We start from the raw sequence: 21,479 nt of genomic DNA, 5'->3' as shown, positions 1-21,479 counted from the left end.
GCTTTCCGCCAAGGCGCTTGCGCGGCGGTCATACCCACGCGAGGCAAAACCGGATCCCGGCAAATCCGCCCGGATCGCCGAATTGCCGCGTGACATCACAGGAGTAGTTCATTCATGGCTGTCAAGATCAAGCTCACCCGGCTCGGCAAGATCCGCAATCCCCAGTACCGCATCGCGGTCGCCGACGCGCGCACCCGCCGCGACGGCCGTTCCATCGAGGTCATCGGCCGCTATCACCCGAAGGAAGATCCGAGCCTCATCGAGATCGACTCGGAGCGTGCCCAGTACTGGCTCGGCGTCGGCGCCCAGCCCACCGAGCCCGTCCTCAAGCTGCTCAAGATCACCGGCGACTGGCAGAAGTTCAAGGGTCTGCCGGGCGCGGAGGGCACGCTGAAGGTCAAGGAGCCCAAGCCGAGCAAGCTCGAGCTGTTCAACGCGGCGCTGGCCGCCGCCGACGGTGCTCCCGGCGGTGAGGCCACCCAGCTCAAGAAGAAGAAGGCGCCGAAGAAGGCCGACCAGGCCACCGAGGACGCGGGGGCCGCCGCCGAGTCCACCGACGCTCCCGCCGACGAGAACTGAGCGAACCCGTGGCATCCGTTGTCGTCGACGCAGTCGAGCATCTGGTCCGCGGAATCGTGGACAACCCAGAGGACGTCCGGGTCGACATGGTGACGAATCGGCGCGGCCGCACCGTCGAGGTGCACGTTCACCCCGATGACCTGGGCAAGGTGATCGGCCGTGGCGGACGCACCGCGACCGCACTGCGCACCTTGGTCGCAGGCATCGGCGGCCGCGGCATCCGCGTCGACGTGGTGGATACCGACCAGTAGCCGCGATCGCCGTATGGACCTGGTAGTCGGGCGAGTCGTCAAGGCGCACGGCGTCACGGGTGAAGTGGTCGTCGAGGTCCGCACCGACGACCCCGACTCCCGGTTCACCCCTGGCGCGGCCCTGCGCGGCAGGCCGTCGCGGGGAGGGGCCGAGCGTCCGTTCGTCATCGACGCGGTGCGCGAGCACGCGGGCAGGCTGCTGGTGCGGTTGGCCGGTGTGGCCGACCGCGAAGCCGCCGACGCCCTGCGCGGCACACTGTTCCTGGTCGACTCGGCGGATCTGCCACCGATCGACGCGCCTGACGAGTACTACGACCACCAGCTGGCGGGGTTGACGGTGCGCACGCTCGACGGCGCCGGGGTAGGCACCGTGACCGAGGTGCTGCACACCGCCGCGGGCGAGTTGCTCTCGGTGCGGGCCCCGGACGGCCGCGAGGTGCTGGTTCCGTTCGTCAGCGCCATCGTCGCGGCCGTGTCGCTCGACGACAGCACGATCGAGATCGATCCGCCCGACGGCCTGCTGGACCTGGGCTGATCACCGACAGCCATGCGCATCGACGTCGTCACCATCTTTCCCGCGTACCTGGATCCGCTCCGGCAATCGCTGCCGGGCAAGGCAATCGACGCGGGCATCGTCGCACTCGAGGTGCACGATCTGAGACGCTGGACCTACGACGTGCACCGCTCGGTCGACGACTCACCGTACGGCGGGGGGCCCGGCATGGTCATGAAGGCCCCGGTGTGGGGTGAGGCGCTCGACGAGATCTGTTCTGCACGAACGCTTCTCGTGGTACCCACGCCTGCGGGGGTGTCCTTCACCCAGGCGGTGGCGCAGCGCTGGAGCGCCGAGGAGCATCTGGTGTTCGCCTGCGGCCGCTACGAGGGAATCGACCAGCGGGTCGCAGAGGACGCCGCCAGACGGATGCGTGTCGAGGAGGTGTCGATCGGGGACTACGTGCTGCCCGGTGGGGAGTCGGCGGCGCTGGTGATGATCGAGGCGGTGCTGCGGCTACTGCCCGACGTGCTGGGCAATCCGCAATCCCACCAGGATGATTCACACTCCGGGCCGAACGAGGGTCTGCTCGAGGGGCCGAGTTACACCCGACCGGCGAGCTGGCGCGGCCTCGACGTCCCCGACGTCCTGCTGTCGGGTGACCATGCCAGGGTGGCCGCCTGGCGGCGTGAGCAGGGGCTGCGCCGCACCAGGGAGCGTCGTCCCGACCTGCTGGGCTGACGCGTCAGTGTGGTGTCGCCGAGTGTGACGTGACGGCGCCGATCTCGCGAGAAAGTCGCCGTGGCGTCACATTCGGCGGGCAGCGGCGGGGCGAACCCGCAGCGCTCAGATCCGCCCGCCGGGGAACATGGTCTTCACGGCCTGGGTGATCGTGCGGCGGGCGGTGTCGTCGTCGGCCGGCTGCATCGAGCCGATCACCATGATGAACCGGCGGTCCGGGCCGATCACCCCGGTGGAAAGGTGCATCCAATCCGATGCGATGCAGCACATCCAGCCCTGTTTGACGGCGACCGGTTCGGCGTACAACCCCTCGGGGATGCCGAATCGCTGCGGATAGCCGTCAATACCGTTGGGTGTGGAGCGCGCCAGGTTGGACAGGATGATGCTGGCCCGCTCGGGAGGAAGTCCGCCCGAACCGCTCAGCAACATGTCGTAATAGCGCACCAGGTCGGCCGCCGAGCTGATGGTGTTCCACCAGCGGCCGTTACCCGGCGGGCGGGTCGACGACAGGCCGTACCGGGCGGCCACCCGGGTGATGATCGCGCCCCCACCGCTGCGGTTCCAGAACGCCTCGGCGGCGTTGTCGTCGGAGGACCGCAGCATGACGTCGAGCGATTTGCGATCGGCGGGGGTCAATTCCGTCTGGCCCTTGGCCTCCTGCAGCAGCAGGTCGTCGGCGATGAACAGTTTGGCCACCGATGCGATGGCGATGGTGGTGGTATTGCCGTTGGACACGCGCTGGCCGGTGTTGCGGTCGAGGACGAGCACGGTGATGTCGGCGCCGTCCGCGGCGGCATTGGCGGTTGCCTGCCTGGCGCGGGCGTCGAGACCGGTGAAAGTCGCCGCCGGTGCGTCCGGCGGCGCCTCGGGCAGGGGAGCCATGCTGCCCTGCGGTGCGACCACCGTGAGCTGCGGCCCATCCGATAGGTCCGGGGGCGTTCCGTATACCCTGGCCTCGCAACCGGACACGACGAGTGTGGCGGTGCTGAGGACCGCGGTGGCCGCCACCACCGTCGACGACAAGCGTCGCATTGGTCTCCTCCGGCGATTCATGATTGATCCGACGGACCGTTCATGTCCCGTCCGTGGGTCCCGCCCGTGGTATTCAGGGTAGCCCTTGACCCGTGTACATGCTTAATGAGTCGTTCTCGACGTCGCACGGGTTACCGGTCCGCGATTTCACGGTCGCGGTGTCCGTCTGGCACAATTGAGCAGTTGTCCGCAGGGGCCGGCGTCGCCGCCTGCTGCGTGATGCGCCACAGAACGTACCCGACTACATCGGCTCGGCAGTGCACCGTGTTGTGAAGGCCTGGCCGATGCCGCGAACAGCAAGGAAGTGTCACCGATGAATACGCTGGACTTCGTCGATCAGACGTCGCTGCGCGACGACATCCCGGACTTCAGCCCCGGCGACACCATCAACGTGCATGTGAAGGTCATCGAGGGCTCCAAGGAACGCATCCAGGTCTTCAAAGGTGTGGTCCTGCGCCGTCGGGGCGGCGGCATCCGTGAGACGTTCACGGTGCGCAAGGAGAGCTATGGCGTGGGTGTCGAGCGCACGTTCCCGGTGCACTCGCCCAACATCGACCACATCGACGTCCTGACCCGCGGCGATGTCCGTCGGGCGAAGCTCTACTACCTGCGCGAACTGCGCGGCAAGAAGGCCAAGATCAAGGAGAAGCGCTGAGCCTGCCCCGGCTGGGTGCTGACAGTTGTGGCGCGCTCGGCGCGGCGGAGACCGCCGTGCTGTCTACTCTGATGCGGTGACCGACTCCACCGACTCGTCCTACGAAAACACGCTCGACGCCGGCGGCAGTGCCGACCAAACTGCCGACGAGGGTGCCGAGCGGGCCGAGGAGCCAGCCGAGGAGCCCCAGCGTAAGCACAGCGCCTTGCGTGAGGGTGCGATCCTCGTCGCCATCGCGCTGGTCCTGTACTACGTGATGCTCACCTTCGTGGCGCGGCCCTACCTCATCCCCTCGGAGTCGATGGAGCCGACGTTGCACGGCTGCAACGGGTGTGTGGGCGACCGGATCATGGTCGACAAGCTCACCTACCGGTTCTCCGACCCCCAGCCCGGTGACGTCGTCGTCTTCAAGGGGCCGCCGTCGTGGAACGTCGGATACAAGTCGATCCGTTCCGACAACACCGCACTGCGCTGGGTTCAGAACGCGCTTTCGTTCGTCGGATTTGTGCCGCCCGACGAGAATGACTTGGTCAAACGCATCATTGCGGTCGGCGGGCAGACCGTCGAATGCCGGGCGGACACCGGGTTGACCGTGGACGGCAAGCAGCTGCACGAGCCGTACCTGGATCCGGCGACGATGATGGCCGACCCTGAGATCTATCCGTGCCTCGGCAACGAGTTCGGTCCCGTGACGGTGCCCGCGGGCCGGCTGTGGATGATGGGCGACAATCGCACCCATTCGGCCGATTCGCGCATCCACTGCACGAACCAGCCCGCAGACGCTCAGCGTGGGCTGTTGTGCACCGGCGACCCGATGAATGGCACGGTTCCGGTGGAGAATGTCATCGGCAAGGCTCGGTTCATCGCGTGGCCGCCGTCGCGGTGGGGTGGCGTCGATTCGGTGAATCCGCAGACCGCTCAATAGGAGGTCCCGATGAGGCTGGGGTCCTGAGTTTGTCGGCGTCATGGCCGCCTCGGGCAGTGATCCGGAGGTCGTCGGGTCTGCGGACCCTCGAGTCGGCGCTGTATCGGGGCGGACTGGGGCCGGTGGCGGGTGTGGATGAGGTCGGCCGCGGTGCGTGCGCGGGGCCGCTCGTCGTCGCTGCGTGTGTGCTCGGGCCGAACCGGCTGGAGAGCCTGGCCGCGCTCGACGACTCCAAGAAGCTCAACGAGAAGGAACGCGAGCGGCTGTTTCCCCTGATCCGCCGCTACGCGCTGGCCTACCACGTGGTGTTCATCCCGTCGGTGGAGGTGGACCGCCGCGGTGTCCACGTCGCCAATATCGAGGGGATGCGCAGGGCGGTCGCCGGGTTGCCGGTACGGCCCGGGTACGTGCTGTCCGACGGTTTCCGGGTGCCGGGTCTGCCGATGCCGTCGCTACCGGTGGTGGGCGGCGACGCGGCGGCGGCCTGTATCGCCGCGGCCAGCGTCCTGGCCAAGGTCAGCCGCGACCGGTCGATGGTGAAGATGGAAGCGGAGTTCCCCGGATACGGTTTCGCCGAGCACAAGGGCTACAGCACGCCGGCGCACACCGCGGCCCTGACCGCGCTCGGGCCGTCCAGTCAGCACAGATACTCGTTCATCAACGTGCGTCGGCTGCGGATGGCCGTCGGTGAGACAGCCGTGGCGGTGGTGGCCGACGACGCACCCGACTGGGGATCCGGGCGGCATGGCGAACTCGGGTAAGGAAAGATGGCAGTGATGATCGACGTGAAGGACAGCGGATCAGATGAGTGCTGAAGATCTCGAAAAGTACGAAACCGAGATGGAGCTGTCGCTGTACCGGGAGTACAAGGACATCGTCGGCCAGTTCAGCTACGTCGTGGAAACCGAGCGACGGTTCTACCTCGCCAACAGTGTGGAGTTGGTGCCCCGCAACTCCGACGGCGAGGTGTACTTCGAGTTGAGGCTCGGCGACGCGTGGGTGTGGGACATGTACCGACCCGCGCGCTTCGTCAAGCAGGTGCGCGTGATCACCTTCAAGGACGTCAACATCGAAGAGGTGGAGAAGCCCGAGCTGCGCCTGCCCGAGTAGCCCCGTCGCGCCGCGCTTTGCGTCCAGGCCCAGAAGCCCAGAAGCCCCCAGAAAGGTTGCCCCGGACGGGTTTTCAGATCGCCCGTCAGGAGACGTTGGCGGCGATCTCGTCGAACGCGGCGATGGTCGGAAACAGTTTGGCGGCGTCCTGGGGCAGGGGCCAACTCGACAGCTTCGCGGCCACCAGGCCCGCGGCGCGATTCACGTAGATCATCTGGCCGTGGATCCCCAGACACAGCAGCACGTTGTCGCCGGGATAGGGGAACCAGCATTGATTGCGGTACATACCGCCGGGCATCCGGTTGTCGTCGGGGCTCGCCGCGAACGCCGCCCTGGAGTCGCTGCCCCCGGCGAACGTGTCCGCGATCCATGATGGCCGCACCACCTGCGCGCCGGTCAGCGAGGCTCCGCCGGTGAGGAACAGCGCCCCGAATCTCGCCAGGTCGCGCAGGCAGGCGTTGATGCCGCCGTCGAACATCCCGGTGCCGACCGAGTCCACCCCGATCGTGGCGTCGTTCTCGGCGCCCAGCCTGCTCCACAGCAGTTCCGACATCAGGTCGGGCATCCGGGCGCCTGCGGCCGCCTCACACACCCAGCCGAGCACGTCGGTTTCGCAGGATCGGTAGCTGAACGGCCCGCCGTGGGCCGACTGCTGGCGCAGCGTGACGAGGTAGTCGTACATCGTGTTCGGCAGGTCGGGCACGGTGCGGGGGGCCCAGCCGATCGCCTGTTCCAGCAGCCGCACCTCGGCCATCGGGTTGAGGTACTCCTCGGAGAACGCGATCCCCGACCGCATGTCGAGCAGGTTGCGCACGGTGGCCCCGGCGTATCCGGACGCCGCCAGAGCGGGGATGTAGAAGGTCAGTTGGGCGTCCAGATCCAGCCCGTGGTCGCCGGCAAGGGCACCCGCCACCGTGGCGATCAGCGACTTGCTGACCGACATGAGCAGGTGGGGTGTGTCGGACGTCATACCGCTGTAGTAGTGCTCCTCGAGCACCTTGCCGTGTTGGGTGACGATCCAGCCGTCGGTGGCGGTGGCCGCCATCACATCGCCGACGGTGGTCCGCCTCCCGCTGGTGTGGTCGAACAGCGCGATGTCGGACAGCTCAGCCGGCAGAGACGGCAGTTCCGCTACCGGTCCTGTCCCGCGCGAGATCACCGCGGTGGGTAGGAAATCGGCAATGTGCTGGAAAGTCCAGTGCAGATGCGGAGCCGACTGCCAGTTCTCCAACGTCACATCGGACGGAACACGTCCAGGGTCGCCGCCGAGCGCCATGCGCGTTGCGCCTCCTGTCGGTCGGGTAGGTACCCGACGACCCTAGCTCAGCTTGACTTCACCCCCGCATTCGTCGGCGGTTTGACAGGTTCGACGATAGGTGTACCTGCGAATTCGGCCCGGATCGAGTCGATGAGGTGGCGCGCGCGGATGGCCAGCGCAGACTTGCCGCCGCCGGTGTCGACCTGCAGGCGCCCCTTCGTGACGAGCACCCCGAGGTCGGCGCCCTTCCAGCGGTAGTCGCCCGGTCCGTAGATCCGCAGGAAGAACACCTCGGTCTCGTTCTGCAGCTGGTGCCAGTCCAGCGCTGCCCCACGGAACACCAGGCTGCCGCTGCCGTCGAGGGAGTAGAAGCCGGTGCGCGGTGTTGCGGTCAGCTGCTGGACGATGTCGTCGGTCTCCTTCAGGATCATCTGGCTCCACACGTCCTCGGCGGCCAGTTCCTCCCAGCGCTCGTTGATCTCGTCGACGTCGAGGTCGAATTCGACGTTCATGTACTCGAGGATGTGGAAGAGGAACAGCGGGACGTCGGCATAGGCCCCAGCGGTGACGTTGGTGATCGACGAGGCGCCGCTGATGCGGGGATTGAGTTCGCCGAGGTACACGTCGCCGGTGTCGGTGTCGAGCAGAACGTCGACCTCGAAGAAGCCCCGGTACCCTTCCTTGGCCAGCCGGTCGCCCAGCCGTCGCACCAACTGCGTTGCGGTACGCCGGTTCTCGCCGGTGAGGACTTCGGGATACATCTCGTTGCCGCACCATCCACCGCGCGAGGGCGTGAGCTTCTTGTAGCCGATCAACTCCGACATGAACGGACCGACGATGGTCCCGGAACGGGTCAGCACGGCCTCGACCGCGACGGGCCGGTTGTTGATCCGGCGCATCACCTTGATGTCCTGGCCGACGATGTCGGCGCTGTGCTTCTTCCAGTCGGCCTCCGAGGAGATGAAGAACGTGGTCTTGCCGGAGTCGCCGTAGGGGGTCTGAACCACGAGTTCGTCACCAAGACCGGCCTTTTCGGCGGCCTTGCGCAGGCCCGCCCAGTCGTCGACCCTGGTGAGCACATTGGGTGCGCTCGGTGCGCCCGCCTCGTTGCCCAGCCGGGTGGTGACGATCTTGGAGTCCAGGTGCTCGCGCAGCTCGGCCGACGGCAGGATCAGGTCATAGCCCAGTTCGCGGCAGATCTCCTCGGTTTCCTTGTCGAAGAAGACCATCGCGATCTTGGGCCGCACCCCGCGCGGCGTCGCGGCGTCGATGTGCGCCCGCACCTCGGGGTTGGTGAGCAGCCAGTTGTTTATCTCCTCGCCGCTGGTGAACTCCTGATACGGCTTGTGCGTCGGAGTGAACACCCGGGGATGTCCGCCGTCCCAGCCGTCGTAGTAGGTCACGTAGGAGAAGTTGCGTACCCACCGGTCGAGGCCGAGCAGGTTGAACGGCGTGGCGCCGAAGAAGTAGATCGGCACGTCGTTGGTCCGGAAGAAGTGGCGGACCTCCGAGATGTTCTTGAGGCGCCGGCGGGGCTGGCCCGGTGCGGGTGCGAACGCCGCGTCCGTGCCGACGCTGACCTCGCGGGGCCCGGCCTTGCCGGCGGCCGTGGCGGATTTCGCGGTCACGGTGGACTTGGCCGCCTTCGCGCGAGAGGGAGTGCGCGTCGCCGACACCGTCTTGACCGACGCTTTCGCCGGCGCCTTCGGCGAGATCTTGGCGGAGGCTGTGGGGGAGGCCTGCGCGGTGGACTTCTTGGCGGGGATCTTCTTGGCCGCCTTGGAAGCTCGCGATCGAACCGGACGGTCTGTCATGGGCGCACCTCGCTCGTCGTGGAATATCTCACAGTAGTGGTGTCACGTCCCGCCGGGAGCGAGTTGCGCGGGTCGGGTCGCCGCCCCTCACGGGCCGCCGGGCGGGGGCGTCTGGGCGTCCAGGATCAGCAGCGCCACGTGAAGTGATGTCATCGACTCGCCGTCGTCGAGGTCGAGGCCGAGGATGCGCTGGATCGCGTCGAGCCTGCTGTACAGCGCCGGCCTGCTCATGTGAAGGCGTTTGGCGAGCGCGGACTTGTTGCCGGCCAGTTCGAGAAAGCCCCGCAGGATCGCCACGCCGTTGTCGCCGTGGTGTGCGTCGTGCAGCAGCAGCGCCTTGAGTTCGGTTTCGGCGAAGTTCTGCACGCGTGGGTCGTCGCGCAGCAAGGTCAGCAGACCGCGCAAGCGGACGTCCGCGGCCCGGAAGAATGCGCGCCCGCTTTCGGGCATCGCCAGCGCCACGTCGGCAACGTGGGCGGCGTCGCGCAGACCGTGCACCGCGTCGACGACGGTCACGGCACCGGCACCGAGCGCGAACACCACCTTGTCGGCGTCTCCGCCGCGGCGGATGCCGTCGCGAACGTCGACGGCCAGCCGGGAGACGGCGGTGTCGAGGGTGACCCCGCGCCGCGCGGCGAGCGCCAGCACCATACCGATCTCGCCGTCGCGACGGATCGAACACAGCGCGGAGTGGCCCGCAGACTTGACGGAGTGCACGACCGAATCGAGCACACGCACCGTCCGGCGCTGGGCCGCAACCGGATCGAGCCGGTCGGCCGCCGCGGCGACGCGTACGGTCGCGGGTAGATAAACCGCCGCGGTGTGCAGGCCGAGGGCGTGCGCCCGCACCTCGGCTTCGCGTTCGTCGGTGATCCTGCCCTGGAGGACGTCCTCCATCAGGCCGGTCTGGGCCTGGTGCTCGAGGCCGGAACGTCCCCGCTCGGCCATGCGGTGAAGGGCCAACGCCTGCGCGGCCCGCTCGAGCACCATCTTGGCCTTGGCGGGCCGGGTAGGCGGGTGGGGGACGATCAGCCTGCCCCACTCCTCGCCGCGCGGTCCGACCGGGTTCACCGTCCACCTCTCCCGGTTCTCCTGGGCGGCATGCTCGCCCATGGCCAACCGCGACCGTTGCTGCCAGTCGCGCAGCACCGCCGCGGCGGGCTCGCCCCGCGCCGAGGCCGCGAGCACCTGGTGGGACAAATCTTCCAGCACCACCGTCTCGGTGATCATGTCCGCGGCCGCGCTGACGATGTCGGACAGTGACGCCCGCCGCATGCTCAGGTCGGTGAACGTTTCATGCGCCTGGTGGGCGAAGGCCAGCTCCTCGTACTGGTCGGCGACGATCAACCGGTGTACGGCCTCGGTGATGTCGACGAACCGGGTGCGCCGGTGCAGCACGATCAGGGGGAGCCCGAGTGACCGGGCGGCCTCGCCCGCCGACGGCGGCACTGCGGCGATGTGGGTGCCCGTCTCGACCACCACCCCGGCGGCGCCCGCGCCCACCAGACGTTCGAGATACTCGCGCGGCTCGGCGACGAGGGCCTGGCCCGTGGTGAGCACCAGCTCGCCGCCCTGTAGGAGATCGGACAGATCAGCCACGTCGCTGACATGGACCCAACGAACCGGACGGTCCAGGTGCTCGGCGCTGATGACCTCGGGTAAGCCCGCTTGCACCACCGGCAGCGCGACGACTTCGGCGACGGTCGGAATCACTGACACAGTGTAAGAATTCGGCGGACTTCTGTGACAGGTTGTCCCCGCTACGGGCGGCCGGTAGCAGGGACAGTAGAAGCACAGATCATCAGACGCATCAAAGGACACCTGTGACAAACACCATCAGGCATTGGCTCAACAACGAGGTTTTCGCTGGCACGTCGACCGCGACGGCTGCGGTCAGCAATCCGGCTACGGGTGTGGTGAGCGGCGAGGTGGCGCTGGCCAGTGTGGCCGATGCGCGTGCGGTGATCGATGCGGCGGCGGCGGCGTTCCCGGCGTGGCGGGATGCGTCGCTGGCCAAGCGCACTGCGGTGCTGTTCAAGTTCCGTGAGCTGCTCAACGAGCGCAAGGGTGAGTTGGCCGAGATCATCACCAGCGAGCACGGCAAGGTCGTCTCCGATGCGCTGGGTGAGGTGAGCCGCGGTCAGGAGGTGGTGGAATTCGCCTGCGGTATTCCGCATCTGCTCAAGGGCGGGTTCACCGAGAACGCCTCCACCAAGGTCGACGTGTATTCGATTCGTCAGCCGTTGGGTGTGGTGGGCATCATCAGCCCGTTCAACTTCCCGGCCATGGTGCCGATGTGGTTCTTCCCGATCGCGATCGCGGCGGGTAACACGGTGGTGCTCAAGCCCTCGGAGAAGGATCCCTCGGCGTCGTTGTGGTTGGCGCGGCTGTGGAAGGAGGCCGGGCTGCCCGACGGGGTGTTCAACGTTCTGCAGGGCGATAAGACCGCCGTGGACGAACTGTTGACCCATCCGGCGGTGGCCTCGGTGTCGTTCGTGGGGTCCACGCCGATCGCGCAGTATGTGTATGCCACCGGCACGGCGGCCGGTAAGCGGGTACAGGCGTTGGGTGGGGCCAAGAACCATGCGGTGGTGTTGCCCGATGCCGATCTGGATCTGGCCGCCGACGCGATGGTCAACGCCGGGTTCGGGTCTGCCGGTGAGCGGTGCATGGCGATCTCGGCGTGTGTGGCGGTCGGGCCGATCGCCGATGATCTGGTGGCCAAGATCGCCGAGCGGGCCGCGGCGATCAAGACCGGTGATGGCACCACGGATGCCGATATGGGTCCGCTGGTCACCCAGGCCCATCGCGACAAGGTGGCCTCCTATATCGATGCCGGTGAGGCCGACGGCGCCAAGGTCGTCGTCGACGGCCGCACTGTCGAGATCGACGGCGGCGACTCCGGCCTCGCCCAGGGGTTCTGGCTGGGCCCCACCCTGCTGGATAACGTCACCCCCGAGATGAGTGTGTACACCGATGAGATCTTCGGGCCGGTGCTCTCGGTGGTGCGGGTGGCGACCTATGACCAGGCGTTGGAGTTGATCAACACCAACCCGTATGGCAATGGCACCGCGATCTTCACCAACGACGGTGGCGCGGCGCGGCGGTTCCAGAACGAGGTGCAGGTCGGCATGGTCGGCATCAACGTGCCCATCCCGGTGCCGATGGCCTACTTCAGCTTCGGCGGCTGGAAGGCCTCGCTGTTCGGCGACAGCCACGCCCACGGCATGGACGGTGTGCAATTCTTCACCCGCCAAAAAGCCATCACCAGCCGCTGGCTCGACCCCTCCCACGGCGGCATCAACCTCGGCTTCCCCACCAACTGACCAGACCGACCCCCACTAACCAACCTGCGCGAGCGTGCGTGCCTGTACTCGACACGCCGCACGCAGACGAACAAATGCGCACGCTCGCACACGAGAAGAGGAACTCCCATGACCGTCGACCACGTCGTCACCCCGGTGCTGCCCAACGGGCTCACCGTTGACGAGGCGAAGCGTGAATCGGCAAGAACCCACGAGCTCGACCGCGCGCACGTCTTCCATTCGTGGTCGGCGCAGGCCGAGATCAACCCGGTGACAATCGTTGCGTCACAAGGCAGTTACGTGTGGGACGGCGACGGGCGCCGGCTGCTGGACTTCTCCTCGCAGCTGGTCAACACCAACATCGGACACCAGCACCCGAAGGTGGTCACCGCGATTCAGGAACAGGCGGCCACGCTGTGCACCATCGCACCGCAGTACGCCAACGCCGCCCGTTCCGAAGCCGCGCGACTGATCGCCGAACGCACGCCCGGTGAGCTGAACAAGATCTTCTTCACCAACGGTGGCGCCGATGCCAACGAGCACGCGGTGCGGATGGCGCGGCTGCACACCGGCAGGCACAAGGTACTGACCCGCTACCGTTCCTACCACGGCGGAACCGACACGGCCATCAACATGACGGGCGACCCGCGGCGCTGGCCCAACGACAATCCGGGTGCGGGCGTCGTGCACTTCTTCGGCCCGTTCCTGTACCGGTCGCACTTCCACGCCACCACCGACGCGGAGGAAACCCAAAGGGCGCTGCAACATCTCGACGACGTGATCCGGCTGGAGGGGCCGTCGACGATCGCCGCCATCGTGCTGGAGAGCATTCCCGGCACGGCAGGCATCATGGTGCCGCCGCCGGGATATCTGGCCGGTGTGCGGGAACTCTGCGACCGCCACGGCATCGTGTTCATCGCCGACGAGGTGATGGCCGGCTTCGGCCGCACCGGAAAGTGGTTCGCCATCGAGCATTTCGATGTCGTTCCTGACCTGATCACCTTCGCCAAGGGTGTCAACTCCGGCTACGTGCCGCTCGGCGGGGTGGCCATCAGCCCGGCGATCGCCGAAACCTTCGCGCATCGCGCCTATCCGGGCGGGTTGACCTACTCGGGCCATCCGCTGGCGACGGCCGCGGCGGTGGCGACGATCAACGCGATGACCGACGAGGATATCGTCGGCAACGCGGCCCGGATCGGCGCCGAGGTCATCGGCCCCGCGCTGCGTGACATGGCCACCCGGCACCCCAGCATCGGTGAGGTTCGCGGGCTCGGCGTGTTCTGGGCTCTCGAGCTCGTCGCCGACCGCGAAACCCGTGAACCGCTGGCGCCGTACGGCGGGAGCAGTCCCGCCATGGCCGCGGTGCTGGCCGCGTGCAAGGCGGGCGGCATGGTGCCGTTCGCCAACTTCAACCGGATCCATGTGGTCCCGCCGTGCACGGTCACCGAGGCCGAGGCGCGCGAGGGCCTGGCGATCCTGGACCGGGCGCTGGACGTCGCGGACGCCCATGTGACGAAGTGATGTGACGAAGTGGGCCAGGGGTCTGCCGCGCATGATGCGCGGCAGACCCCCCGTCACCGGGTGAGCTCTTCGAATCCCGCGCAGTACAGATCCACGGCGACGTCGGCATCGAGGAACGCGCCCTGAACGATGTAGCCGATGACGGCGCCGCCGATGGCGAGCGCCGTCGCGTCGGCTTTGTCGGTGGTGTCGGTCGCGTCGGCGGCGTCGTCGGTGGTCCATTGGGCGGCCAAGTCGCGGAAAGACTTCAGCTGGCGCGCGAAACTCTTGAGAACGATGGACTTGGCTTCCGGTCGCGATTGGGCGTGCGCCCAACCCTGAATCGCCAGCTTGAACAGGTCGACTCCCTCGGAGTGACGCCGGAAGGTCCGGAGCTTGTCCAGCAGCAATCGCAGGTAGCCCGCGGGTGTGGCGGCCTGCTCGGCCACGACCGTGTCGGCGACGATGTCCTCGAATTCCGCCATCGATGCAGTGATCGCGGCGCGGATCATGTCGTCCTTTGAGGCGAAGTACCGATACATCAGGCCCGCGGACACACCGGCTTCGGTCCGGATCTGCTCCATCGATGTGCCCTCCACCCCCAGCCGGGTGAAACAGCGGCGGGCCGCATCGATGAAGCGTTCCTCCTGGGCCGCGCGATGGCTCTCGGTGATCCTCGGCATGAGCGCACTGTACATGAATGAATGAGGATTCATTATTGACAATCGAGTGCGTACCCCCTCTAATGAATGAACAAACATTCATTTTTAGTCAGAGGAGGTCCGCTCATGGCGGTCACCCGCGTTCATCACCTGAATACCGCTTCCATACAAGGGATTTCGGTCCTCGGCCAACATCTGGTGTGCCATGTCCTGCTGCTCGAGACGACCGACGCCGGACTGGTCCTCGTCGATACCGGGCTGGGAGCCAAGGACTACCTCGACATGTCGGGGCGTCTGGGCCGGCAGTTCAACCGGGTGTACGCCCGCCCTGTCATCGACCCGTCGCTGGCGGCCGTCGAGCAGATCAGGGCGCTGGGCTTCGACCCCCCCGACGTGCGCCACATCGTGCAGACCCACCTGGACCTTGATCATGTCGGAGGCCTGGCGGACTTCCCCGACGCCCTCGTGCACGTGCATGCCACCGAACTGGATGCCGCCCAGCGCCGCGACGGATTCCGCGCCCGCCACCGCTATCGCCCCACGCTGCTCTTCGAGCACAACCCGAAGTGGCGGACCTACACCCACGGCGGTGAGCCGTGGATGGGCTTCGACGCGGTCCGCGGCCTCGACGGGCTCGGCGACGACATCCTGATGGTCCCGCTGTTCGGCCACACCCACGGCCACTGCGGCATCGCCGTCGACACCGGTGACGGCTGGTTGCTCGACTGTGGTGACGCGTACTTCGACGCCCGCGAAATCAAGCTGCCCACCCGCAAGTGCGGACCGGGGCCCGAGTTGTTCCAGCTCATGGTCACCACCGAACGCGAAAAGCGGCGCCACAACCAGGACCGGCTGCGGGCACTGCACGCAGAACGCCCCGAGATCGATATCTTCTGTGGCCACAATCCCTTTGAGTATCTCGATCTCGTCGAGCGGTCGGGTGCGCAGCCGCGCGGGATCGTCACCACCCGCAGCTGGAACCCGGAGAACCGGGCGGTCGGCTCGGCGGGCGGCACCCGGCTCGTGCGACGGCGGTGAGGACGATGGACCATCGTGGCACCACCGCACTGATCACCGGTGCGAGTTCCGGCCTCGGGGCCCAGCTCGCCCATCGGCTCGCCGGGCGCGGCGCCCACCTGATCCTGGTCGCGCGGCGCGCCGCACGGCTCGAAGAGCTGGCCGAGACGATCCGCACCCAGGCGGGAGTCGACGTCGCCGTCTACGCAGAAGACCTCGCCGCCCCCAGGGCGGGAACCGCGCTGGCGCAACGGATCGCGGCCGACGGTCTGACCGTCGACACCCTGATCAACAACGCGGGCATGGGAGTCCACGGCGCGTTCGCCACCCAGGATGCCGACGCCCTGGCCGCCGAGGTCCAGCTCAACGTCGCCGGCCTGGTCGATTTGAGCAGGGCGCTGTTGCCCCAGATGCTGGCCGGCGGCCGCGGTGCGCTCGTCAACGTCGCCAGCACCAGCGCCTACCAACCGACACCGGATATGGCCGTGTACGGCGCGGCCAAGGCGTTCGTCCTGAGCTTCACCGAGGCCATCGCCTTCGAAACACGCCGAAGCACCCTGAAGGTCCTTGCGGTGTCGCCGGGGCCGATGCGCACCGAGTTCTTCGACAAGCTCGGCACCACCCGTCCCGGCGTCGGGGTGTGGCAGACCGCCGACGACGTCGCCGCCTTCACCCTCCGGACGCTCGACCGGCGCCACACACCGCCGAGTGTGATCTCCGGTGCGCTCAACGCCGTGCCGATCACCGCCGCCCGATTCGCCCCCCGACCCCTCGTCCTCGCCCTGACGGGCCGTGCAGTAGGAGCCTGAAATGTCCCGTATGACAACCATTCTGAGCAAGATCCGGCCGTCCGACCCCGAAACCGCCGCCCCGCAGCCGCCGTTCACGCTGCCCGACGGAAAATGGACCGGACTCGACTACCCCAACCGCATACCGCCGCTCAGCCGGCGCGAACTTCGGCCGTGGCAGCGGGCCTTCATGACCGCCATCCGGGTCGGCGCGGGGGAGAGCTACGACTACACCTGCTTCGGGCTCACCGCGCGCCTCGGCCGGGCCTTTCCGCTGCACACGGTGTTCTTCACCCAGCTGCTCCAGCACGGCCGCATCCCGCAGGACGACAACGAACGCGTCGTCATCCGCGTCGCCTGGCGCTGCGGCGTCCAGTACGAATACGCCCACCACACTCGCATGGCGCTCGAGCTCGGCGTGGACAGATCCGAAATCGAGTCGCTGACAAGGGAATCCGACGACAGCTGGTCGCCGCGCACGCGTGCGCTGATGCTGGCGACCGACGAACTGCTCAGCACCCACAACCTGTCACCCGTGACGTTCGAGGCGCTGCGCCGTGAGCTCGACCACGACCAGATTCTCGCGTTCTCGATGCTCGTCGGCCACTACGTGATGGGAGGCATGTTGCTCAGCGTCGCCGGTTGCGAGATCGAGCCCGCGTTCCGGCTGCATCAGCCGGTCTGAGGTTCTTGGGGCCGGCTCCAGCACGCCTGCAAGACTGGGCGGATGCCGTTAAAGGATTCGTGCTGGCTGACCGACATGGACGGGGTTCTGGTCCGTGAGGACCAGGCCCTGCCCGGGGCCGCGGAGTTCCTCCGCCGGCTGGCCGAACGGCGCAGGCCCTTCCTGGTGCTGACCAACAATTCCATCTTCACCCCGCGAGACCTCGCGGCCCGCCTGGCCAGATCCGGGCTCACCGTTCCCGAGCAGTCGATCTGGACGTCGGCGCTCGCGACGGCATCGTTCCTGCAGGATCAACAGCCGGGCGGGTCGGCCTACGTCATCGGTGAGGCGGGCCTGACCACCGCACTGCACGAGGCGGGTTACACGCTGACCGACATCGATCCCGACTTCGTGGTCCTCGGCGAGACCCGGACGTACTCCTTCGAGGCAATCACCAAAGCGATCCGGCTGATCCTGGGTGGAGCGCGGTTCATCGCCACAAACCCCGACTCCACCGGCCCGTCCGCCGAGGGCCCGCTACCCGCGACGGGGTCGGTGGCGGCCATGATCACCAAAGCGACCGGGCGCCTGCCGTACTTCGTCGGCAAACCCAACCCGATGATGTTCCGCAGCGCGCTCAACCGGATCCAGGCGCACTCCGAGAACACCGTCATGGTGGGCGACCGGATGGACACCGACGTCGTGGCGGGCATCGAGGCGGGCCTGCACACCATCCTGGTGCTCACCGGGTCGACGACCGCCGAGGACATCATGAAGTACCCGTTCCGGCCCGCGCGGGTGCTGCCGTCCATCGCGGAAGCCGTCGAACTCATCTGAGCGTGGGCGATGGTGCGGAATGTGATGATCGACGGTGCGCGTGAGCGCGCCGTCGGCGTGCCCGGCACTGCGGCCGGGGCAGGCAGGAGGACACGTGGCTGAACCCATCGACGACAATTTCACGGCCTCGATCTCCTCGATCTCGGCGATGGGGACGATCTCCGCGATGGCACCGGGGACCCAAAGCGGCCCGTCCGACCCGGTGCGCGAGGGCTCGGCGCTGACCACCTCCGACGCGCTCGCACTATTCGACGCCCAACTCGGCAGCCGCCACCTCGACCTCGCGGCCCGCTGGCTGCGCGCGCAGGGCAAGGGCTACTACACCATCGGCTCGTCCGGGCACGAGGGCAACGCGGCGGTGGCTGCGGCGCTGCGGCCGACCGATCCGGCGCTGCTGCACTACCGCTCCGGCGGCTTCTTCCTGGCGCGGGCCGCGCAGGTCGCCGGAAGCGACCCGCTGCGCGATGTGCTTCTCGGCCTGGTCGCGGCCACCGATGAGCCCATCTCCGGCGGGCGGCACAAGGTGTTCGGTCGCCACGACCTGAGCATCATCCCGCAGACCTCGACCATCGCGTCCCATCTGCCGCGAGCGGTCGGTGTCGCGTTCTCGATCGCGCGGGCGCGCAAACTCGACGTCGACTGCCCATGGCCGGAAGACGCCGTCACCGTGTGCAGCTTCGGCGACGCGTCGGTGAACCACTCCACCGCCGTCGGCGCCATCAACACTGCGATGCACTCCGCCTACCAGGGTCTTCCCATGCCGCTGCTGTTCGTTTGCGAGGACAACGGCATCGGTATCAGCACCAGAACCCCGCGCGGCTGGGTGGCCAGCGGCTACGGCCACCGCGACGGGCTGCAGTACTTCCACGCCGACGGGTCGGATCTTGCCGACACGTTCGATACCGCGAGCGCCGCCGCGCAGTGGGTGCGCACGCACCGCCGTCCGGCATTCCTGCACCTGCGCACCGTGCGCCTGATGGGGCACGCCGGATCCGACTACGAGCAGGCCTACCGACCGGCCGACGAGATCGTCGCCGACTACGCCCGCGACCCGGTGCTGCGCACCGCGCAACTCCTCATCGACCGGGGTGTGCTGACGGTCGTCGAGGCGCTGGATCGCTACGAGGCCAAACGCAGCGAGGTCATCAAGCTGGCCGGTGAGGTCGCCGACGCAGCACAGCTCGCCAGTGCGGCCGAGGTGATGGTGCCGCTGACCGACACCGTCGCCGACGCGGTGCGGGCGACGGGTGGAGGAGCTGGGCACTTCGGGGATTCTTGGGACCTTGGTGACGGCGCCGGGGGCTCGGGCCTCACGGTCGCGCTGGCGATCAACCGTGCGCTGGCAGACGCGCTGGAGTCCCATCCGGAGGCGCTCGTCTTCGGGGAGGACGTCGGCAGAAAGGGCGGCGTGTACGGGGTGACCCGCGGCCTGCAGAACAAGGCCGGCCCGGCGCGGGTGTTCGACACCCTGCTGGACGAGCAGGCGATCCTCGGGCTTGCGCTCGGCGCGGGTGTGTCGGGTCTGCTGCCGATACCCGAGATCCAGTATCTGGCGTACCTGCACAACGCCGCGGACCAGATTCGCGGCGAGGGCGCCACGCTGCAGTTCTTCTCCGACCGCCAGTACCGCAATCCGATGGTGGTCCGCGTCGCGGGCTACGGCTATCAGAAGGGCTTCGGCGGGCACTTCCACAACGACAACTCGATTGCGGCGATCCGCGACATCCCCGGACTGCTGATCGCCTCACCGGCCCGTCCCGACGACGCGGCGGCGATGATGCACGCCTGCGTCGCCGCGGCCCACAGCTCCGGTGCGGTGTGCGTATTCCTCGAACCCATCGCGCTCTACCACACCCGTGACCTGTACGACGACGGCGACGACGGCTGGCTGGCCGGTTATCCGGATGCCGCCGCGGCGGTCGGCCGGGCCCGCACGTACGGCGACGGGAAAGACCTGACGATCCTCACGTTCGGAAACGGGCTGCGGATGAGCCTGCGGGTGGCGCGCAGGCTGGAGCACGTGGGTGTCGGCGCCAGGGTGGTGGATCTGCGCTGGCTGGCACCGCTGCCGGTGGACGACATACTGAGCGAATCCGTCGCGACCGGCAGGGTGCTCGTCGTCGACGAGACCCGCAGCACCGGCGGGGTGGGTGAGGCGGTGGTGGCCTGCCTCGTTGCGCAGCGGTTCCCCGGTCCCGTGGTCCGCGTCGCCAGCCACGACAGCTTCATCCCGCTGGGCGACGCCGCGCTGCGGGTGCTGCTGTCGGAGGAGACCATCGAATCGGCGGCGGTCGACCTGGCCGGCCGCTGACGGCTCAGCGCCGCACGGACAGCGCGCCGGGCCGCAGGCCGCCGCGCACCGGACCGCGCGCCCGGACGCGCAGCCGGATGACCAGCAGGGAGAGCGCGGCGCCCACGGACAGCGAGGCGGCCACACCGAGTGCGGGATGCCCCTCGAACAGCGGATAGATCTGGTAATGCGTCAGATAGATGTACAGCGACGCCTCGGCGAGCACACCCGCCACCACGGTTGCCGAGACGGGGCAGCGCAGCGCGGGCAACCAGATCAGCAGGGCGAAGCCCGCGAAGATCAACATCTCGCGTTCGGGGTCGGCGAAATAACCGTGCACACCGACTGCCACAACGACGGTGACGATCACGCGCTGCCACACCGCCGACGCCTTGGCCGCGACCCACCCGGCCGCGAAGAACCAAAATGCCAGCACCGTGAACCACGTCTGCCGGTCGGCGCCGACGCCGAATACGTCGTACCGCACCGCGAGCCCGAACGCGAGGAAGGTGGCCGCGAACGCGTATGGCCTGCGCCGTTCGATCCGGTCGGCCGCGGGCACCGCACACACCAGGGCCAGCGCGATCAGGATCCACACCAGCACTTCGACGAACCACAGCCGCCCGGCGGTCATGCTGTCGTGCGGGCCGAGGAACTTGTTGGCCAGCAGCAGATTGGTCGCGTGGTAGTCGTCGGTGATGACCAGCGCGATCGCGACCCAGGCGATGGACGGTATGGCGATCCAGCCGATCGTGTTGCGCAGGTGGCGCATCCGATCCCGGTGGGGCACCGGGGTCAGACAGAACCGGCCGAAGTTGTAGCCGGCGACCCCGAGCAGCACATGGGCGCCGCCCCACAAGTCGAACAGCCCGGCGTGCGAGCCTACGACCAACACGATCGCCGCCGCGCGCAGCGCGACGCTGGCTTCCAGGGTGGCGCCCCAGGATCGCGCGGGCGGCGGTGTGCTTTCCAGCTCGCGAATCGGTAGCCGCGGCCAGTCCGCAGGCAGCCGGCCGAGTGCGCGTTCCAGCCGAACCGACATCGCGACATAGGTCAGCGAGTTCCCGCCCAGATCGACGAAGCTGGCGCCGGGGTCGACGGCATCCGGATCGACGTGCAGCACGTCGGCGAACAAGAACCGAAGGTCGGTTGGTCGGGGATTCTCAGGTTCGGTCGATACGGCGCTGTCGTCGGCTCGGGCGGCGGCCAGGTCGCGCACCGACTGGTAGTCGGGTTTGCCCGACGACAGCAGCGGCAGTTCGGCGACGGCCAGCGCCCGGACCGCGTCCGCGGGAACCCCCGCCGCGGCTGCCGCGAGACGCCGCACCTCGGCGGCCCCGGCGTCGATGGCGGCCCCGGCGTTGACGGCGGCGGCGACCACCAACTCTTCGTCGTGGCCGACGCACAGCGCGGGCACGCCGCGTGCGCTCAGCGCGCTTTCCACCCGCTGCAGGTCGATCCGCAACCCGTACATCTTGACGAACCGGCTGCTGCGCCCGATGACCTCATACATCCCGTCGGGCCTGCGCCGGGCGATGTCCCCCGTGCGCAGCGCCTG

General features: G+C 68.0%; 21 protein-coding genes. 15 read left to right on the top strand and 6 right to left on the bottom strand.

The window, feature by feature from the left end:
- Positions 1-114 precede the first annotated feature (114 nt).
- The 4 genes from rpsP to trmD are packed head-to-tail and all read left to right on the top strand — an operon-like array spanning position 115 to position 2,064.
- Positions 115-579 (top strand): 30S ribosomal protein S16, encoded by a 465-nt coding sequence (rpsP, locus tag ADBZ6K_RS14500; protein ID WP_526347798.1) that lies wholly within the window; start codon positions 115-117, stop codon positions 577-579.
- 8 nt (positions 580-587) lie between these two features.
- A complete protein-coding gene (locus ADBZ6K_RS14495; protein WP_526347796.1) occupies positions 588-830 on the top strand; it encodes an RNA-binding protein in 243 nt (80 codons plus the stop codon).
- Between the two features lie 13 nt (positions 831-843).
- On the top strand, positions 844-1,365 hold the full coding sequence (gene rimM, locus ADBZ6K_RS14490) for a ribosome maturation factor RimM (protein WP_526347794.1): 522 nt from the start codon (positions 844-846) through the stop codon (positions 1,363-1,365).
- 12 nt (positions 1,366-1,377) lie between these two features.
- On the top strand, positions 1,378-2,064 hold the full coding sequence (gene trmD, locus ADBZ6K_RS14485; RefSeq protein ID WP_526347792.1) for a tRNA (guanosine(37)-N1)-methyltransferase TrmD: 687 nt from the start codon (positions 1,378-1,380) through the stop codon (positions 2,062-2,064).
- Positions 2,065-2,169: 105 nt separating this feature from the next.
- On the opposite strand, the gene ADBZ6K_RS14480 is transcribed toward trmD, so the two are convergent.
- On the bottom strand, positions 2,170-3,096 hold the full coding sequence (locus tag ADBZ6K_RS14480) for a serine hydrolase (protein ID WP_526347790.1): 927 nt from the start codon (positions 3,094-3,096) through the stop codon (positions 2,170-2,172).
- 313 nt (positions 3,097-3,409) lie between these two features.
- On the opposite strand from ADBZ6K_RS14480, the gene rplS reads away from it, so the two are divergent.
- The 4 genes from rplS (at position 3,410) to ADBZ6K_RS14460 (ending at position 5,786) form a co-directional block, all read left to right on the top strand.
- Positions 3,410-3,751 carry a 50S ribosomal protein L19 gene (gene rplS / locus ADBZ6K_RS14475; RefSeq protein WP_526347788.1) on the top strand — a complete coding sequence of 114 codons (342 nt, stop codon included), beginning with the start codon at positions 3,410-3,412 and terminating at the stop codon, positions 3,749-3,751.
- Between the two features lie 76 nt (positions 3,752-3,827).
- Positions 3,828-4,676, top strand: coding sequence for a signal peptidase I (lepB, locus tag ADBZ6K_RS14470; protein ID WP_526347786.1), 849 nt, complete (start codon positions 3,828-3,830; stop codon positions 4,674-4,676).
- A 29-nt stretch (positions 4,677-4,705) separates the two neighbouring features.
- Positions 4,706-5,437 (top strand): ribonuclease HII, encoded by a 732-nt coding sequence (locus tag ADBZ6K_RS14465; protein ID WP_526347784.1) that lies wholly within the window; start codon positions 4,706-4,708, stop codon positions 5,435-5,437.
- 43 nt (positions 5,438-5,480) lie between these two features.
- On the top strand, positions 5,481-5,786 hold the full coding sequence (locus ADBZ6K_RS14460; RefSeq protein ID WP_083149988.1) for a DUF2469 domain-containing protein: 306 nt from the start codon (positions 5,481-5,483) through the stop codon (positions 5,784-5,786).
- A gap of 85 nt (positions 5,787-5,871) precedes the next feature.
- On the opposite strand, the gene ADBZ6K_RS14455 is transcribed toward ADBZ6K_RS14460, so the two are convergent.
- From ADBZ6K_RS14455 to ADBZ6K_RS14445, 3 genes are all read right to left on the bottom strand, one after another.
- Positions 5,872-7,062 (bottom strand): serine hydrolase domain-containing protein, encoded by a 1,191-nt coding sequence (locus ADBZ6K_RS14455; RefSeq protein WP_526347782.1) that lies wholly within the window; start codon positions 7,060-7,062, stop codon positions 5,872-5,874.
- A 47-nt stretch (positions 7,063-7,109) separates the two neighbouring features.
- Positions 7,110-8,858, bottom strand: a complete 1,749-nt coding sequence (locus ADBZ6K_RS14450; RefSeq protein ID WP_526347780.1) for a biotin carboxylase — start codon at positions 8,856-8,858, stop codon at positions 7,110-7,112.
- An 87-nt stretch (positions 8,859-8,945) separates the two neighbouring features.
- A complete protein-coding gene (locus tag ADBZ6K_RS14445; RefSeq protein WP_526347778.1) occupies positions 8,946-10,571 on the bottom strand; it encodes a PucR family transcriptional regulator in 1,626 nt (541 codons plus the stop codon).
- A gap of 110 nt (positions 10,572-10,681) precedes the next feature.
- Between ADBZ6K_RS14445 and ADBZ6K_RS14440 the strand changes: the two genes are divergently transcribed.
- Positions 10,682-12,184, top strand: coding sequence for a CoA-acylating methylmalonate-semialdehyde dehydrogenase (locus ADBZ6K_RS14440; protein ID WP_526347776.1), 1,503 nt, complete (start codon positions 10,682-10,684; stop codon positions 12,182-12,184).
- Positions 12,185-12,292: 108 nt separating this feature from the next.
- Complete coding sequence (locus ADBZ6K_RS14435; RefSeq protein WP_526347774.1) at positions 12,293-13,684, top strand: class-III pyridoxal-phosphate-dependent aminotransferase; 1,392 nt, start codon at positions 12,293-12,295, stop codon at positions 13,682-13,684.
- A gap of 53 nt (positions 13,685-13,737) precedes the next feature.
- Here ADBZ6K_RS14435 and ADBZ6K_RS14430 read toward each other — a convergent pair whose 3' ends face one another.
- Positions 13,738-14,346 carry a TetR/AcrR family transcriptional regulator gene (locus ADBZ6K_RS14430; RefSeq protein WP_526347772.1) on the bottom strand — a complete coding sequence of 203 codons (609 nt, stop codon included), beginning with the start codon at positions 14,344-14,346 and terminating at the stop codon, positions 13,738-13,740.
- A gap of 105 nt (positions 14,347-14,451) precedes the next feature.
- On the opposite strand from ADBZ6K_RS14430, the gene ADBZ6K_RS14425 reads away from it, so the two are divergent.
- From ADBZ6K_RS14425 to ADBZ6K_RS14405, 5 genes are all read left to right on the top strand, one after another.
- Complete coding sequence (locus tag ADBZ6K_RS14425; RefSeq protein WP_526347770.1) at positions 14,452-15,363, top strand: MBL fold metallo-hydrolase; 912 nt, start codon at positions 14,452-14,454, stop codon at positions 15,361-15,363.
- Positions 15,364-15,368: 5 nt separating this feature from the next.
- The gene (locus ADBZ6K_RS14420; RefSeq protein ID WP_526347768.1) at positions 15,369-16,151 is read left to right on the top strand and encodes an SDR family NAD(P)-dependent oxidoreductase; all 783 of its coding nucleotides are present in this window, start codon (positions 15,369-15,371) and stop codon (positions 16,149-16,151) included.
- A 10-nt stretch (positions 16,152-16,161) separates the two neighbouring features.
- On the top strand, positions 16,162-16,815 hold the full coding sequence (locus ADBZ6K_RS14415; RefSeq protein WP_526347766.1) for a carboxymuconolactone decarboxylase family protein: 654 nt from the start codon (positions 16,162-16,164) through the stop codon (positions 16,813-16,815).
- A 42-nt stretch (positions 16,816-16,857) separates the two neighbouring features.
- Positions 16,858-17,631: an HAD-IIA family hydrolase gene (locus ADBZ6K_RS14410; RefSeq protein ID WP_526347764.1), complete on the top strand. Its 774-nt coding sequence runs from the start codon at positions 16,858-16,860 to the stop codon at positions 17,629-17,631.
- Positions 17,632-17,725: 94 nt separating this feature from the next.
- Complete coding sequence (locus ADBZ6K_RS14405; protein WP_526347762.1) at positions 17,726-19,942, top strand: thiamine pyrophosphate-dependent enzyme; 2,217 nt, start codon at positions 17,726-17,728, stop codon at positions 19,940-19,942.
- A gap of 4 nt (positions 19,943-19,946) precedes the next feature.
- On the opposite strand, the gene ADBZ6K_RS14400 is transcribed toward ADBZ6K_RS14405, so the two are convergent.
- A partial coding sequence (locus ADBZ6K_RS14400) for an acyltransferase family protein (RefSeq protein WP_526347760.1) occupies positions 19,947-21,479 on the bottom strand: 1,533 nt, incomplete at its 5' end.

Origin of the sequence: Mycobacterium sp., assembly GCF_044223235.1 — a bacterium.
Classification (GTDB): domain Bacteria; phylum Actinomycetota; class Actinomycetes; order Mycobacteriales; family Mycobacteriaceae; genus Mycobacterium.
Note: the sequence above shows the minus strand (reverse complement) of the source record. Positions and strands in the feature narration are given on the sequence as shown.